The following is a 15,735-nucleotide window of genomic DNA, read 5'->3' as shown; positions in this document are numbered from 1 at the left end:
TGGTCTGTACTCCAATCTGCATCATTATTTATCCCCCAGTCTGTCAAAAAAATAGGAAGGCATATATTCATCATTAAAAAATTCAATGTTTTCAATGCCCATATCAAGAAGTTGCTTTTCTATTTCCCGGTAATATACATTACAAATGAATACTCCACAGTCATCTGGAAGTTCCAGCAGGCTGTCAGGGGATTTAACTTCTAATCCACAAAATTCTGTCCCCCATATATTGCTATTATTATCACAAGTAAATAACGGAGGATGTTCCTCCCCATAGCATTTCATAAAATTGCGGCACATATTCCCTGCTCCGAAAAGAACAATAGATTGATATTTCTTTAACATGTTTTCAATTTCAATCTGCCACTTAAAATAATTTGCCACAGACATGGCAAGCTTCATCAGCTCTGGCCGAAGAATCGGCGAAAATGAACTAGCCGTATCAGAAAAATTTAAAATAAGACTTCCGTCAAACCCCGTCTCCCTTAGTCCACGGATCAAGCTAAGCCAATCAGTCACAGGCTGTGCTTTGTTTACGCAGGTAAATGGCAGTAAAGCATTTTCAGAATGACCATCACAGTCCCTTAGGATAACTGCTTTTAAACGGTTTCCAAGGCTTAAAACAAAATCATACATATTCTGCCCACATAAGTTGCAAACACCGACATCCATACAAAATCCAAAGCGTTCTTCTCCAACTTCTTCATTTAATCTATCAATCCATTGGACTGCTGTTTTTCCATCTGAGCAGATCCCCCTGATTAAATGACCATTTAGATCCCGGCACTGATTTTCTAAAAGAATCATTACATTATGCTCTCTGGCAATCCTAGAAAGATGGAGATAATAGTTCTTATTTTCTAACCATTCATTTTCTTGCTTCACACCTGAAAATAATGGTCTTATTATAATAGACTGGCTCCCCGCTCTCTTGCAAGCTTTAATACTCTCCTCCGCCAGTCGAATCAAAAGTTGATTGTAGCATTCATCTTTTGAACTTCTTTCCAAATAGGGAGCGTAAGCTATGGTTTTATTTAGTTTTACCTGGCTGCACTGATCCAACATGGGAATCAGGCTATTATAAAGTTCTAATGGATTACTAGATACACGTATTTTTTTATTGTTTTTATTTATACCAGTCTTAACGGAGAATTTTAATTCATTTGGAGAACAGACCATTGACATATCAAGCATAACGTCATGAAATCCTGATTTCACAATGTCCATAATCCCTTGTCCGGGCCGTTCTATATCAACGATTCCACTTGGAGCGCATATTATATTCATTTCATTTCTCACTCCTTCTCTAGAAATTCTTAAACTAGCTTCTGTTCGATTAGTGACTTAATTTTTGTAGAGCTGGTACCTTCTGTATAGGGGAAAAACACCATTTCTGCACCATGCTTTTCTAAAAATTCTTTCTCTGCAAGCCAATCTGGATTATCCGTATAATCACTACCTGAAAACTGGCAGTCAAAATGGTACATTCTGTATGCATCTCTGGTTCCGCCATAGTTTAGAGGTATTTCAACGGCCTCATCCACATATTTGCAGGAACGTACTAATTCTATTCTCTCTTCAAACGGAATAAATGGGACCGTTTTTTTATATTTTCTTACACCCTCGTCCGTAACTACACCAACAATTAAGTAATCACATTGTTCTTTTGCCCTTTTGAACATATTTAGATGTCCCATATGATACAAATCAAATACGCCTGCAATATAACCAGTTTGATATTTTTTAGGTGTCAAGTTACCATCTTTGATTGATAGCGGGATCGCCTGCTGCTTTCTTGGATAGTCCGCATTAATATCATAAACGCAATAATCTACAACTCCCATCTGCTTTAGCTGTTGAACAATTGCAATGTAATTTTTTATACATATGATAACTCTAATCTCTTCCTTTGGTAATTCATCAATAATCTGGGGTTGCATGATCTTAATTCCTTCCAGCATGCCTCCCCACTTTGATTCATTGTTGTCAATAATAGCATAAATTTCATACTGACTTTTAAACTGAGCAAGAAAGCGCTTTGTAAAATTACCTGATCCAAAGAGAATGATTTTCTTTTTATCTGCATTTTGAAATATGTCCACAAAAATTCTCTGATACTCCGAAGCAGAATAATTAATTCTTTGCCTGTTGGTATGAATGGTTGCTAAGTTGCGCTGGTACCTTTCATGAAAGCTTCTCAATTCCCTCTGGTTTCTCAACTTCTCTGTAAATACCCAGGCCATACGATATAACGTATCCATATGATCAATCATGCCAAACTTCTCATAGAAATATTGCCTTGGCAGTATTGCCTCCATTTCTGGATCTCCGGCATAAATAAGTTCAATCGTCCGAAGAATTATTACATTCGCCGGATAATTCTCTTCATAAAACTCTTGGTCATAAAAGACAAACGTTCCATTTACATAAAAACAATTCAGAGGAACCAGATCTACATATCCCTTTTTTAATATTATTCCAAGCTCACCTTTTTCCTTGGCTGCGTCTATATGCTCTGATGACTGTAAAATGAGCTCTCGGAATCTGCTCACTTCATCTTTAAACTTATCTAAGTTTTCTTTTGCTAGTCTTCGGAAATAAGTAACTGAAATTTCACTGTCCATGTATGGCATAGTGTAAGAATCATTTTCATACTTTCCTTCCAGTACCACGATTCCATGAGCTCTAAGGTCTTCCTCGTTTTCCTTTATTTCTCTCAACCTGTGTATACCATCATGATACAACGCACGCTTTTCAACTATTTCATTGTCTCTGATAATAGTTGCCATGGCTTTTTCTCTGCCCCTATCCATGGAAACGGTCACATGCTTTACATTTTCGTATGAATTATCATTGGATAGTTCTATTAAGAAGGAATTGGCCATTGTATGAAACAAACCGTTGTTAATGATATCTTTATATAGAAATTCTTCTTCCAAAAATACGGTATCCGGGTGGTTATACATAGGGAAGTACCTGATATCCAATGCTTCTACCGGTAAATAATCCTCTGAATAAATCAACTGGGGTAGATCCAGATTAGGTAGAACGGAGTAAAACTTCCTGTTTTTCCAACCGGAGGTATCTAGTAGATTGCAGATTTCTTCTTTGGAATAATTACGTCCTTGCAGATCTTTCCTGTCTTCTTTAGGAATCCTTCGATAATTCTCAATTCCATCAAAATTTCTATTGGTAAACGGGTCCCTATCTCCACAGAAATATCTTAAACCCAATCGGTTATCCATACCAAGAATCAAACGTCCACTGCTTTTTAACATATCTCTCCATAGAGAAAAAGCCTTCACCGGGTCGGGAAGGCGCTCTGCCGTACCTATTGCAATTATATAATCAAATGCTTTATTATTTTGGTTTATAAATGCTTCGTCTAAAGAAGCAGCTCCACTGATACAGATAACTGTTTTGCATTTTTCCTGTAAAAGTTCCTTCATACTGCATTCTTTATTTTCAATGTAGAGAACCTTTCCTTCCGGAGAAAAATTATACCAGTTCAACAATCCTTTGGGCATTTCCCAAATTATTTTATCCGCCTCCATAGCTGCCTCCATGTAAATTACTGATTATCTTTATTTTCTAATACATTCATCATATACTCATGTACTTTGATTCCGCAGGTACCATCCAAATTGGCGGCTAGTGTAGATAGTTCTTTGAGCTGTCGTTCACGAACATCGGTTAATCTGTCGTGGATTAAGTCGTCAATAAAGCCTTCAAAAGAGAATATTTTGCTTTCTCTTCGGAAGAAACCGGACTTTTCATCTACCTTTTCAAAGCCATCTTCACCTTCGGTGAGTTTTGCAAAATCTTCTTCGCTGAGAGTTGGATAGAACATCTCGTAGGTTTCGTCTTCAATGTTGACAATGGCTGCGGCATCATCATAGTTTCTTTGTACTATGATTGAATTCTCATCTAATCTTGCTCCAAATTCACTGGAAAGGTGAAATTTAGGATTATAACCATTTGCATTTTGGTCTACCTTCTTCCAAAAATCGTTTATAAAAAGACTTACTTCTCCAGTTATTTTATCCATCTTAACCATACTATTTGAAAAACCCGGAACTGTCACTACCCATTTCCCCATATCTATCAGAGATAAATGAGGCAACTTACGATCCATTGCTCCTGTCCAGAAGGAAAAACCTACTGGCATACAAAAAGTCTTAACCTTTCCTGAGCGTCGTTCCCATTTGACAATATCGCCGCTATTCACTTCTGTTAACCATAAATATTTATCATCTGCAATAATTCCTGAATATCCATTTTCTTTATTGCCTATCTTGCAAATTGCATATGTTCCATTCTTCATATTAAATCTTAGAATACAATTTGTGTAGGTAGCAGTAATCCACATTTCTTCACCACATACCGAACATCTATATGTCATTCCCTGGCTTAAAGCAACATCGCTATCTACGTTATCTATAAGCTCTTGAATGCATTCTGTATGATAGTACCATTTTCTCGTTTCTAAGTTAAATTCCGCTATATAATTATCTATAATTGGAAGATAAAATATACTATTTTTATACGTAACACATAATCCACGCCTTGCACTATCCCTCATATTCTCAGTTCCAATGAATTCAAAAGCATTAGATCTTATATTATAAACAGCTGGTCTTCCAGAAAAATCTGGAGAAAGATAAATATTATTTCCTAATTCTGTTATGAAGGGAAAAGCGCTATACCATTTAGGCTGATGCTCTACTCGTCCTGTATAATGAACTTGTTTTTCTTTCATGTCTTTGAAGAAGAGCGCATTATACCGACTTGTAGCAAACCAAGTCTTATCATCTTTTATTATTATATCTGTAAAATGTACTCTACATTTTTCTTCTTTCGTAAAAATATCTGTAATATGATTATCCAGAATAAATATCGGCTTCCCGGTTGCACCAAACAAATTAATAACCGAGCTTCCCTCTTCACCTATATAACCATCTGATAAAGCAACTGTTCTTGAGATATCTGGCGTATCATCCAAAACTCCAATCTTATTCTCCAAAAAATATTCTTTCAGGTTATTGTACTCTGACAGTAGCTGAGGCCTCATTGATTTGATAGTTGCCTCCAATAGTGGATGTGGGCGCCAAATAAGTGCCACTAGATTCTGTTTGATAATAGAATTGCAAAGACTCTTTATCTTTTTTAGATAGACACTTCCGTCATGCAAAAAGCAACCAATACTGGTATTTAACATCAATACCTTCTTTCCCTCAAGTAAAGGTTTCCATATTTCAGGTATAATAGTGTTCTCCTGACTAAGTTTGATTACACAGTCCAACTTAGGAGATCCAAACGGTAAGATTCTATCAAAATAGAACATACCTTTGCAAAAACTCTTTGCATATTCTGATTGTGCTACCATGTAATCCATATGTTGATAAACAGATAACGACAGATGATCTTGAGCAATAAATCCAGAGGTAACATAATATGGTACATAAACTAATTTATTTACATAATTTTTCAATTCACGGGAATAAAATCTTGGGTCTACCCTAGTAACTAGATTGAGATCGTCATATGGATTATGGATATAAGCCACATCAGGATGATTCTGTTCTAACGAATAGTCCTTAAAATTAATAATTGGAACGTCATCAGGAAATTGTGTACCATCATAACAATACATCCACCTGTTGGTATTTGAATTGAATTCATAATATGGAATGGGGATTACATAACACTCACAGCGCTCATCTTCATTACATGCACGCCAAATGCTTTCCAAACTGTCCCACATAGAAGCCTTATAGGGCATGAAAATCATTTGATACGTAAAAGGAATTTCTTCAATCATAAATTTTACTTTATCTATTAATTCGCCTAGCTTAGTTAATCTTTCAAGGCAGATTATTTTTTTCAGCGATTCTGATAAATAAAAGGCTTCTTCACAATATTGTTCGAGCACAGAGACGATATTAACATAGTCTGACGAATCATGTTCCAGTGTCTCTCCTATTGCTATAGCTGCATCTTGACAATCTGCAAGTATTTGTACTTGTTGTGCCTTATCGATTAATGCAGGCAATGAATCCTGTGATTGTTTCATCGAATCTAGTAGATCTATAAGCTTTTTCTTAATATATGTACGCATGTTTTTCTGTTCCCCTTTAACTTTTATACACTTATTTCCCTCATTATTAAATATTGGCTATAATTCTAATCTTATTTTATTATGATAGGTAAACATCCACCGTCTTAACGGAATTGTTTTATGAGAACAATATAAACCAACATACAGTAACGTATAAAAAAATACTTTTCTTTACTAATAATGTCTATATAAACTTTAACTTTTTGGAAATCTCCTTAAATTTACATGGTTACATCCTTAAGTAAGATAGGCAATTCTTTAATTCTATATTCATTCTTATAAAGCCAAACCGTTAATAGACGTTCTGCAAAGAATCCAATTGCTCTTTTGCTATAATCATCATATGGAATTTCGTCAAAACCTTCTGCTGCAGGGATAATGATGGAAAATAGCCATTCACAATATCTATCAAATATTACTTTTGTAGTAATAAACATGTTACATGGGAAGAATGCATATCCATCCATGACTTCGATAAAACATTCTACATAATCAGGCTGCAATTTCATAATTGCTTCTTGTACTAATTGCTTTGCTTTGTTAAAAGCTTTTTCATCTATTGAATTTTCTAAATATCTACTATTGGTCATTGGATAGGTACAGACAGCATTACCAACTAATATATCATATTCTTCTATCAGTGATCTTAACTCTACTTCGGATAGTATTTCATTACTATTATTAAGTTTAAAATATCTTCTGTAATGATTTAATCCCACTATTTCCTCATTTGCGTGTTTCCATAACCAGTATAATCCAGTGCATTCATTAATTTTGAAGTTCAAATAGGAAATATTATCACCATGTTCTCTAAGATAAGAAGTATTAGTACATTCCTTATTACTCAACCATAATGTAATATAAAGGTCAGAGGTAGGTGCATTATAATCTTTGTGCGTAGCAACATAAATTGAACATTTATCTTGTTTTTGATAAACTATTAATTGTAAATCTAATCCGCTAATATAATTTAAAGAATACCCCAACATGGATTTAGCTTTTAAGCGCTCCTGTCCACATGTATTATTAATAACCATTATAAACTTATAATTGTTATTAAATTTGTAATTCTCTATTTTAAATTTATCAAATATATTTTCGTATGAAGCTTTATCACACACTTCACCAAGTAAGATAGCAATACCTTGACCTCTATCAGTCCAAGAAATGTCAGCAAAATTTTCACCAAAAACATTTGTATTGCTCAGGATACCATTTGAGTAAAAGTATTTCTTCGTATTTGTTATGGAATGAATACCCAACTTACTACAAATATCCAATAAAGTTATGGGTTCCCATGATACTTTTTCAAAATACTTTTTTTCACTTATTATTTTTATTCCAGGTATCCCCAGCACCTCTGTAAGTTGAGAATATATTTCTTTAGCAATCGCATATCCAGTGCAAATAACAATAAAATCGAACTCTAAAGTTCTTATTTCTTCAGGTTTAATAATCTTTAAACCAGAATTTTCCTCTCCATCACTCGAAACATGATTATCTGTCACAGCTACGATTTTCGTTAAATCAAACTGCTTTATTCGTCTTTTAAATACATTACCCATGCCAAAGATAATTAATTTTTCACCTACCATCTTTTCCCCTTTAATGTCATTGGTTTCTTTTGCGCGTAGCATTCAACAAATCACTTATGTTATTAATCAAACTTTTTTTATATTGATTCATAGAAAAATAATTCTCATAAACATTATAGGCTTCTTCCCCGATAGCAGGCAATTTCTCATTATTATTTATAACCCACTGCATTTTTCCTGCTAAATCATCTACATCTCCTGATTTGCAGATTAAACCATTTTTGTAAGGCTCTATGATTTCAGCCGTTCCTGTGGTATCTGACATAATGCATACCTTTTTCAACATCATTCCCTCCGTTAACACTACTGGAAGTGGATCATATAAAGATGGACATACAATTATATCTATATCTAAATATAGTTCCATAACTTGCTCGTGGCTTAGTGATCCAAAAACTCTTACGCCTTTTTCTCTTTCATACATATTTCTATATTCATCTTGTATCTCACCTATTATCCAACACTCAATGTTTTCATTATTCGTCGTTAGCTTTTTTGTTGCTTCTATAAATATATCCTGAGCCTTTCTCTTTCCAACAGATCCTACAATAGCAAAAATAAGTTTGTTTTTTTCCTTGCTTTCTGACTTATTGTTTTCATAAGGAATACCGTATCTCATTCTCTTTATTTCAGCATCATAATGCTGATAAAAAACAGAATCAACACATGTACTTACAGAATAAGGGTATATATTTTCATTTAATATACACTTTATACTACTTATCCCCAAATAATTATAAACATCCTTATCTTCATGTAGCCACCATAAGACTGGCTTATTTAGTGAAGCCATGTCATTTATGTTGGTAGAGAATACAAGTGTATTTACAAATAGCAGATCAAACTCATCAAAAAACTTGTATATTTCCAAATTATCTAAAGATATATCATTGCATATTACAACGGAAATATCCAATTCCAGATAATCATATCTTAATGGTCCGTCTGATTTTGAAAAGACAGTAATGTTATAATAATCTTTAAGAATAGATGCTGCATAATAGAGTACTAGTGGAGCTCCTGTCAGACATAAGTCATGTGAACATAATAAAATACTTTTTCTATTTTTGATCTTTTTTTTCTTAATATAATACTTTATTTCATGTAGACCTTCCAAAAATCCCCTGTGTTCAATATCTATAATGCGAGTGCTTGAAACACCTTGTTGAAGTAACTGTTTCCTCATTTCCTTGTAATGTACGCTCATTATAAATATATAATCATAGCTATATTTATGAATATTAGAGGGAGATTCGATAATAACTCCATTCAAAGTAGCGCCCTGATTACTGGGATCGTTGTCTAAAAAAGCAACAATAGGGAGCTTAGAAAGTTCATGCTTATGGCGTTCATACATTTTGCCAATACCAAATATTATTATTCTCATACATCACCTGTCTTCATTTTTAATCTAAAGTTTAGGTCTTATACCTCATATAGTAATTCTGCCAATGAGACAATAGGGTAATCAATCTTCTCTTTTAACATTGTCCTTATTACATCATAATCAAAGGTTGCTGTTACAACAACTGCATCAACCTGGGGAAAGAAATCATTTACACTCTTTATTTCAATATCAGGATGTACCATTAGCTCATTTTGATCAATAGCATATAATACCTGAATTTCTGTATGCCTCAACTCTTCTAATAAATGTTTACCCATAACACCTAATCCATAAATAGCAATATTACAATATCCGCACTTTATCAAATACTTGCTAAGATTAACATTCTCCTCTTTTAATTGCAACCAACGATGTAGCAAATAATAATACTCCTTAAACTTATTATTTTGTTTCCACATATCAGCACTTATTTTTTCCCTGTCTCCAGATGGTCTTTTATCTACATTCAAGACCGATGTAAATTCTAATTTCTCATCATCAGCACTGTTTCTTAATTTTTCTTTAACAGATCTAAGTGCTTCTAAAAAGGCATATCCCCTTTTCTTGTCCGGCTCAAGGTACATACCCTCTCCCCATTCATTAAAAGCATTAATAAATAAGAATTCATTTTTTATTAATAAATTTTTCTGAGCTAATTTATAAAGATATTTTTCGAATACTTCAACAGACGTATTGATAAAAGCAGCTCCCCGATCCCCCCGCCTAGGAGTATCGTCATAATCAACAAATCCTCCAAAGTACGTTTTTAAATTACTCTTTCCTTTAGCAATCAATGCATTTTTCCATATGGATTCATAGTCAAAACACTTGACACCATTCTTATATTCAAAATCTAAATTATTGCTACTTATAATTGGATTCCAATAAGCACCAGGCCCACTATATAGAACTCCATCCATTCCTCTTTTTTCATTGCTACTATTTATCCCTAAAGTATAAATACCTTCTATTTCTTCGTCTAGTGCTAATTTCTTCCAATAATCAATCATCTCCGTAAAGCAAGCCATTTCGTCAGTCTTGTATATAATAAACAAAGGTTTTTTATCTACTTTTATATAACGATCATCTTTAAAAAATGGTAGAAGATATTTAAAATGGTCTTCCCATTCCTTTTCTCTCCCATATTTTTGTTCAAGGAGAATTCCATCGCCTTCACAAGAATGTTCTTTTTCCTTTTCAAACCATGTAAATTTATTTCCCAATTTACTCCATGATCGTGCCCATGATGTATTGTCCCAGCAAAAACAGAAAGGCATATTAACATCACACCAACTTAACAACAACTCTGCTGGCTTTTCCAATACCTTACGTCCGTCTTTAAAGTAATAGTGGTAAAAGCAGAAACCATCCAAACCATATTTAGACGCCAAACCTGCTTGCCATTCCATGGTTCTTTTCTGCAATAAATTATAATAATTATTATTCAGAGGTTCTCTTGGTTGATAATGCCCCTCAAACAACTTATCTGCCCTTTTCGCTGCTGTCCATTCTGTAAACCCTTCTCCCCACCACTGATCATTTTCAGGTATATTGTGGAACTGGGGCAAGTACATTGCGATAGTTTTAATATCCTTCATTGAAAAATCCCCTATACTATATTTAATTAATAAACTCAGTAATAACAACATTGTTAACCAAATTTACAAAGTCAATTATAATCGTTATATAAATGTATTTATTTTTATAAACGTATAACAATTTATAATAATTTTATTCACTTTCAAATTCCAAATTGAACTTAGACAACATCATATGTAGTGGTATTAATAACAGAGAGGAACTTTGGAGATTGTTGATACTGATTAATTTCCATTTACTAAATAGAAGTTAGGCTCTATAAATTGCCTTACTTTATGTGTTCCTGCCTAATTTCATAAACACAAATTTATATAAACTAATACAAACAAAGAGCCGCTTACGGACTAAACAATTATGTCTTGTTCTATTCCCATTTCTATTAGCTCTTGTTTAATACAGTCACTGATTTCCTTAGTTGAACTACAAATAACAATATGATCATATTCTACGGTTAAAATATCAGACACGCTTTTTATGTCAACATTTTTTGTACTATAATTTAAATAATTTTTATCTACCCATAAAATAACTTTACAATAATTTAACTTTAACAATTGATTATAAAATGTATTTCCAACAACTCCTGCACCATATAACACAATCTTACTTCCTTTCGTTATTCTATCAAAAGGAAACATATATTTAACCGTTTCAGCTAACTCATTGTAACATTTTTTTCTTATATTTACTGAGTTAATATAAAAATAATCCAATTGTTCAATTAATAGATTTTTATTTGAATAAAACTCACCTTTTAAGTATTTATATAAATCAAATAATTTTTCTAAATAGTTTTCATCCGTTATATAATTAGCCAATTCATTATGTCTTCTCTGTCTATGATAATAATATTTTTGATCAGAAATAACAATCGAATCTATATTTAAAATAAATGGATACAGTATAGCTATATCTTCTCCATAATGAAATTCATATTTTTCTTGTATTAATTTACACATTGATTTAAAGAGCTTATGACAATTAAAAATTTTAGTACATAGTGATGGATCTATTCCATGTTTATCGTTCTTTAGATCCCATAGCATATTAGGTATTATATGTTCAATAATCTGAAATTTATTATAATACCCAGCCTCTATAATATTCTTTTCAAATTTTTTATAACTATCGGAATAATATCTTATGATTCCAGAGGCAATCATGTCTGCGTTGTTCTTAAGTAAACTTTCCATCAAGTTAGTGTACATATCGGGCTCTATCCAGTCATCACCATCAACAAATGTTACAAAATCTCCATTAGCAATTCTGATGCCATCATACCGCGCTTTTATAACCCCTTCATTCTTTTTATGTATAACCTTAATGCGAGGATTTTTTGAGGCAAAACGGTCAATTATTATACTACTATTATCATCTGAACCATCATTTACAACTATTATTTCAATATCTATATAACTCTGATGTAACACGCTTTCAATACATTGTTCTAGGTATTGCTCAACATTGTAAGCAGTAATAATAACACTTAATAATTCTTTCATCATCAAACGCCCTCGTAAGCGATATTCACTCACACCCTATAATGGATTAATAGATTCTGCTACTTTATAATAACTAGTGTTCCAGCTCTATCTGCTAATGGTATTTTTTTAAGTAATAGTTTATTAACCTCTTCATAACGCTTTACTGCTTTTTTTACTCCATGTAGACTAGCTGTATTATAATCATGCAAAAAGATAACACCACCTTCTACTAACCTTGGATAGAAAAACTCTATCCCAGCAAAAATTGAGTTTTCAAAATCCACATCTATAGACACAAACTTATACGTTGTGTTTATTGATTCCTCTGTGATGGAATCTGGAAATAAACCTTTGCAAATCACACAATTATTAGAGAATGGTAACTGGGATAGTAATAACTCTTCTGATGTTTCTGTATGATAATCTAAAAATATCTTATTACATCTATTAAGAGCAATTTCTTGTTCACCTTCTCTTTTATCAAAACCTTCAAATGTGTCAAATAAAAACAACTTGCTTTCTTTAAACTTTTCGTTTATTAAGCAAGAGAATGTACCACGAAATACTCCAAGCTCAGCTACTTCGCCAATCAGACCACTTTCCAATATCTCATCAGCAATATATTCAAATGTTCTATATCTAAAATAATCATTCATATATTCAATTTTAGAATATTTTCCTATGCCAACCAATCGATTACTATCAAAATAATCTCTTTCATTTAATTTGATTAACTTATACTGGTTGAGCAACATATCTTCGTATAATTGTAAGGATAACTCTTTGACTATTTCCAAATCTTTCTCGAACAGTTTTTCATGTATTACATCTGTGAATATCACCTTGTTTCTAGGTAAATCCATTTCAATACATGTATTATATATTTCACTAAAATACGAGCTAGCTATTATTAGAAAATCTGATTGATCTGTTAATTCTTTAACATTCTCTACTCCATGCACCCCGAATCCCTCAAATATCTCACCCTTATGATAAGTATCAACAATAGCTACTATATCACAGTTTTTAAAATATCCATATTCAATATACCTTTTAGCTCGTTCGCCGCAACCCCATAGTATTATTTTTTTATTCATTTCTGTTCTCCTAAGTAAATAAACCTCTGCTGTTGTAATATTGCTCAATTGCTACTCTTCAAAATATTTAATTTATTAAAAAAATCAAATCTATTATTCATATCTTCATTCATCTTTTCTGTAAACCAACTCAAATTATGATGATGGATAGCTATTGTATTATCACTTATGTGCTCATAGTGTAAATAGCAATTCTTACTATCCAGTATAGTTGAAGGATAGATTGACATATTTTTGATTTCCTGATATTGATTATTACATCTAACTCCATACTTTTTCAATACGTTATATTGATGTAAATCGCATGCCATTAAGTTAGCTTTACCATCTTCCTCTATAAATTTTATTTGATCATAGTAATCTCTCATTTCTTTTATTATTGGTTGATTTCTAACTGCACCAAACCCCAGGCCCAAACTCGGGTACCTTCTAATATTAAATCCACAAAAGGCTTCTTGATACAGCATAACATCCAAATTACTAATCAATTCAACATCTGTATCTAAATAAATACCTCCATGTTCATATATAATGTCCAATCTTGCATAGTCTGGAACAAATCCCATATTACCAGTTTCATAGGCTTGTTTCATATATATGTTTTTATTTACATCATAATTATTTTCATCCCAACGTATTATCTGATATTCTGGGCAGAAGAGTTTCCAGCTATCCATATATTTCTTTAGCTTCTCTGGTATTTCTTTACCTCCGAACCAACAATAGTGTATTTTCTTTGGAATAATAGGGTTATTTACTTTTTTAAATTCTCCCTGGTATACGTTATTATCATATTCTTTACTAAGTACCAATTGCCATATTACCACTGGAGTATCACTTAATTTTTTGATATTATCTAACTGTTGGCAAACACCATAAACATCAGCACAACAAATTAAAATATAATAACTACTATCTGCCTTTTCTAATAATTCATCAGGAGAAATGATAGGATATGATTTATCACCTACTACAAAATTTTCACCCCACCTCTCACTATCATTATCAATAAATGCTTCGATTTTATCTCCGAAGCCACTATCTAGCATAACATTCGCACAAGCAATTCCATACTTTCCGCTACCAAAACAATATATTTTTTTGTCCATAGTATTAATTTGTAAACTTCTAAGATCACAATTAACTAAGTTCATATTTATCTCCATTCGATTGCTGCATCATGCTACGTAATTATTAATAATACAATACATTCATAGTGATATAACTGTACATGTTTTAAATAATAGCCACAATATTTACTCCATAGAATTAATCTTATATAAAAAATACAACTACCTTACTATAATTGTTTACCCGCCTTAACAATACTAGTGTTATCTTCACCACAACCACCGCAAACTTTACAAAAACTCAAATATTTTGAAGGTATAATTCCTAAACTATACTCCAGTAATTTTATCTTATCACTTTTATCATTTGGTTTAAGATCAGATAAATTAATGTAATCCTTCTCGTCCAAGCTGAATAAACCTGCCTTATCTGCACTCCAGGCAACATTGCAAAAGAAAAATTTCCCATCATTTAGCCCTCTCCAACCAGGGTCACACTTCATCATGTGATCCTTTACTTTATGATCTAATATATTCATAGGAACAGATGGAAAACCAAACTCACTCCATACTAAATCCTTTCTTACTACAAATATAATTTCTCTTTTATTAAGAATATCAGTAAGTTCTTCTATTTTACCTCTTTGTATATTTGCATACTTATATTCACTAATAATTACTATCACATTATACTTTTCAAAAATCTTTAATGTAGATTCAGGTGGTATCAATGTACCATTAGTTGTTATACAAATACTGCCAAATTTATTTGCATATTCTTCAAATAAGTACTCGATAACATCGTTTATCTCTCTATTTAAAAGTGGTTCTCCTCCGAGTAAACCTATCTCAAAAACAAAATCTATCCTCTCAAATAATAAATCAAAATTTTTCTTTATACTATCAAAAGAGTAACTTATGGGTTCCTTATAGTAAGGAATAAACATATTACAATTGCGGCACTTCAATGTACACTTTGTAGTTATCGCGACATCCATAGAGAATATATTGCATTCATTATTATACTTATAATACCATTCTACTGCAAATTGACTAATATGACAGAATTCTTTATATTCTTTAAGTCCTATAGCCTCTAATTGTGCTTTTATTTCTGCATAACGTCTCTTAGCTATAGTAACAACTATTTTGCTATCCGAATCCAGATCTTTTATTTTATCTACGCCAACTATAGTCTTCCCATATAATAGCTGTCCTTGTTTACTTTGGTCAGCATCTATTATATATGGTACTTCAAAATCATCTATAATTCGCTTTAAAGAACGGTATGCTTCCAGTCCAGATCCATAAGGAATAATCTTATGAACTAATTGCCAATCATCTGATAAGTAATTTATCTGAGAAATTATTTTATCTCCCATGTT

The 15,735-nt window shown here is 32.3% G+C and carries 10 protein-coding genes; all 10 read right to left on the bottom strand.

From position 1 onward, the window contains the following. Positions 1-24 precede the first annotated feature (24 nt). On the bottom strand, positions 25-1,218 hold the full coding sequence (locus OW255_RS00830) for a sugar phosphate isomerase/epimerase family protein (RefSeq protein WP_268115325.1): 1,194 nt from the start codon (positions 1,216-1,218) through the stop codon (positions 25-27). Between the two features lie 98 nt (positions 1,219-1,316). Further along, positions 1,317-3,554 (bottom strand): adenylyltransferase/cytidyltransferase family protein, encoded by a 2,238-nt coding sequence (locus OW255_RS00825; protein WP_268115324.1) that lies wholly within the window; start codon positions 3,552-3,554, stop codon positions 1,317-1,319. Positions 3,555-3,571: 17 nt separating this feature from the next. Continuing rightward, complete coding sequence (locus tag OW255_RS00820) at positions 3,572-6,118, bottom strand: NHL repeat-containing protein (RefSeq protein WP_268115323.1); 2,547 nt, start codon at positions 6,116-6,118, stop codon at positions 3,572-3,574. A 221-nt stretch (positions 6,119-6,339) separates the two neighbouring features. After that, positions 6,340-7,713: a DUF4422 domain-containing protein gene (locus OW255_RS00815; RefSeq protein WP_268115322.1), complete on the bottom strand. Its 1,374-nt coding sequence runs from the start codon at positions 7,711-7,713 to the stop codon at positions 6,340-6,342. A gap of 16 nt (positions 7,714-7,729) precedes the next feature. Continuing rightward, positions 7,730-9,100, bottom strand: coding sequence for a glycosyltransferase family 4 protein (locus tag OW255_RS00810; protein ID WP_268115321.1), 1,371 nt, complete (start codon positions 9,098-9,100; stop codon positions 7,730-7,732). 38 nt (positions 9,101-9,138) lie between these two features. Next, positions 9,139-10,698 carry a glycosyltransferase WbsX family protein gene (locus OW255_RS00805; protein ID WP_268115320.1) on the bottom strand — a complete coding sequence of 520 codons (1,560 nt, stop codon included), beginning with the start codon at positions 10,696-10,698 and terminating at the stop codon, positions 9,139-9,141. Between the two features lie 345 nt (positions 10,699-11,043). Continuing rightward, entirely contained in the window at positions 11,044-12,204 is a 1,161-nt protein-coding gene (locus tag OW255_RS00800) for a glycosyltransferase family 2 protein (RefSeq protein WP_268115319.1), read from the bottom strand. A 56-nt stretch (positions 12,205-12,260) separates the two neighbouring features. Further along, a complete protein-coding gene (locus tag OW255_RS00795; protein WP_268115318.1) occupies positions 12,261-13,280 on the bottom strand; it encodes a TylF/MycF/NovP-related O-methyltransferase in 1,020 nt (339 codons plus the stop codon). Between the two features lie 44 nt (positions 13,281-13,324). Next, positions 13,325-14,434 carry a glycosyltransferase family 32 protein gene (locus OW255_RS00790; RefSeq protein WP_268115317.1) on the bottom strand — a complete coding sequence of 370 codons (1,110 nt, stop codon included), beginning with the start codon at positions 14,432-14,434 and terminating at the stop codon, positions 13,325-13,327. A 146-nt stretch (positions 14,435-14,580) separates the two neighbouring features. Continuing rightward, entirely contained in the window at positions 14,581-15,732 is a 1,152-nt protein-coding gene (locus OW255_RS00785; protein ID WP_268115316.1) for a radical SAM protein, read from the bottom strand. Between the last annotated feature and the right edge of the window lie 3 nt (positions 15,733-15,735).

This window comes from Lacrimispora xylanolytica (assembly GCF_026723765.1).
Classification (GTDB): domain Bacteria; phylum Bacillota; class Clostridia; order Lachnospirales; family Lachnospiraceae; genus Lacrimispora; species Lacrimispora xylanolytica.
Note: the sequence above shows the minus strand (reverse complement) of the source record. Positions and strands in the feature narration are given on the sequence as shown.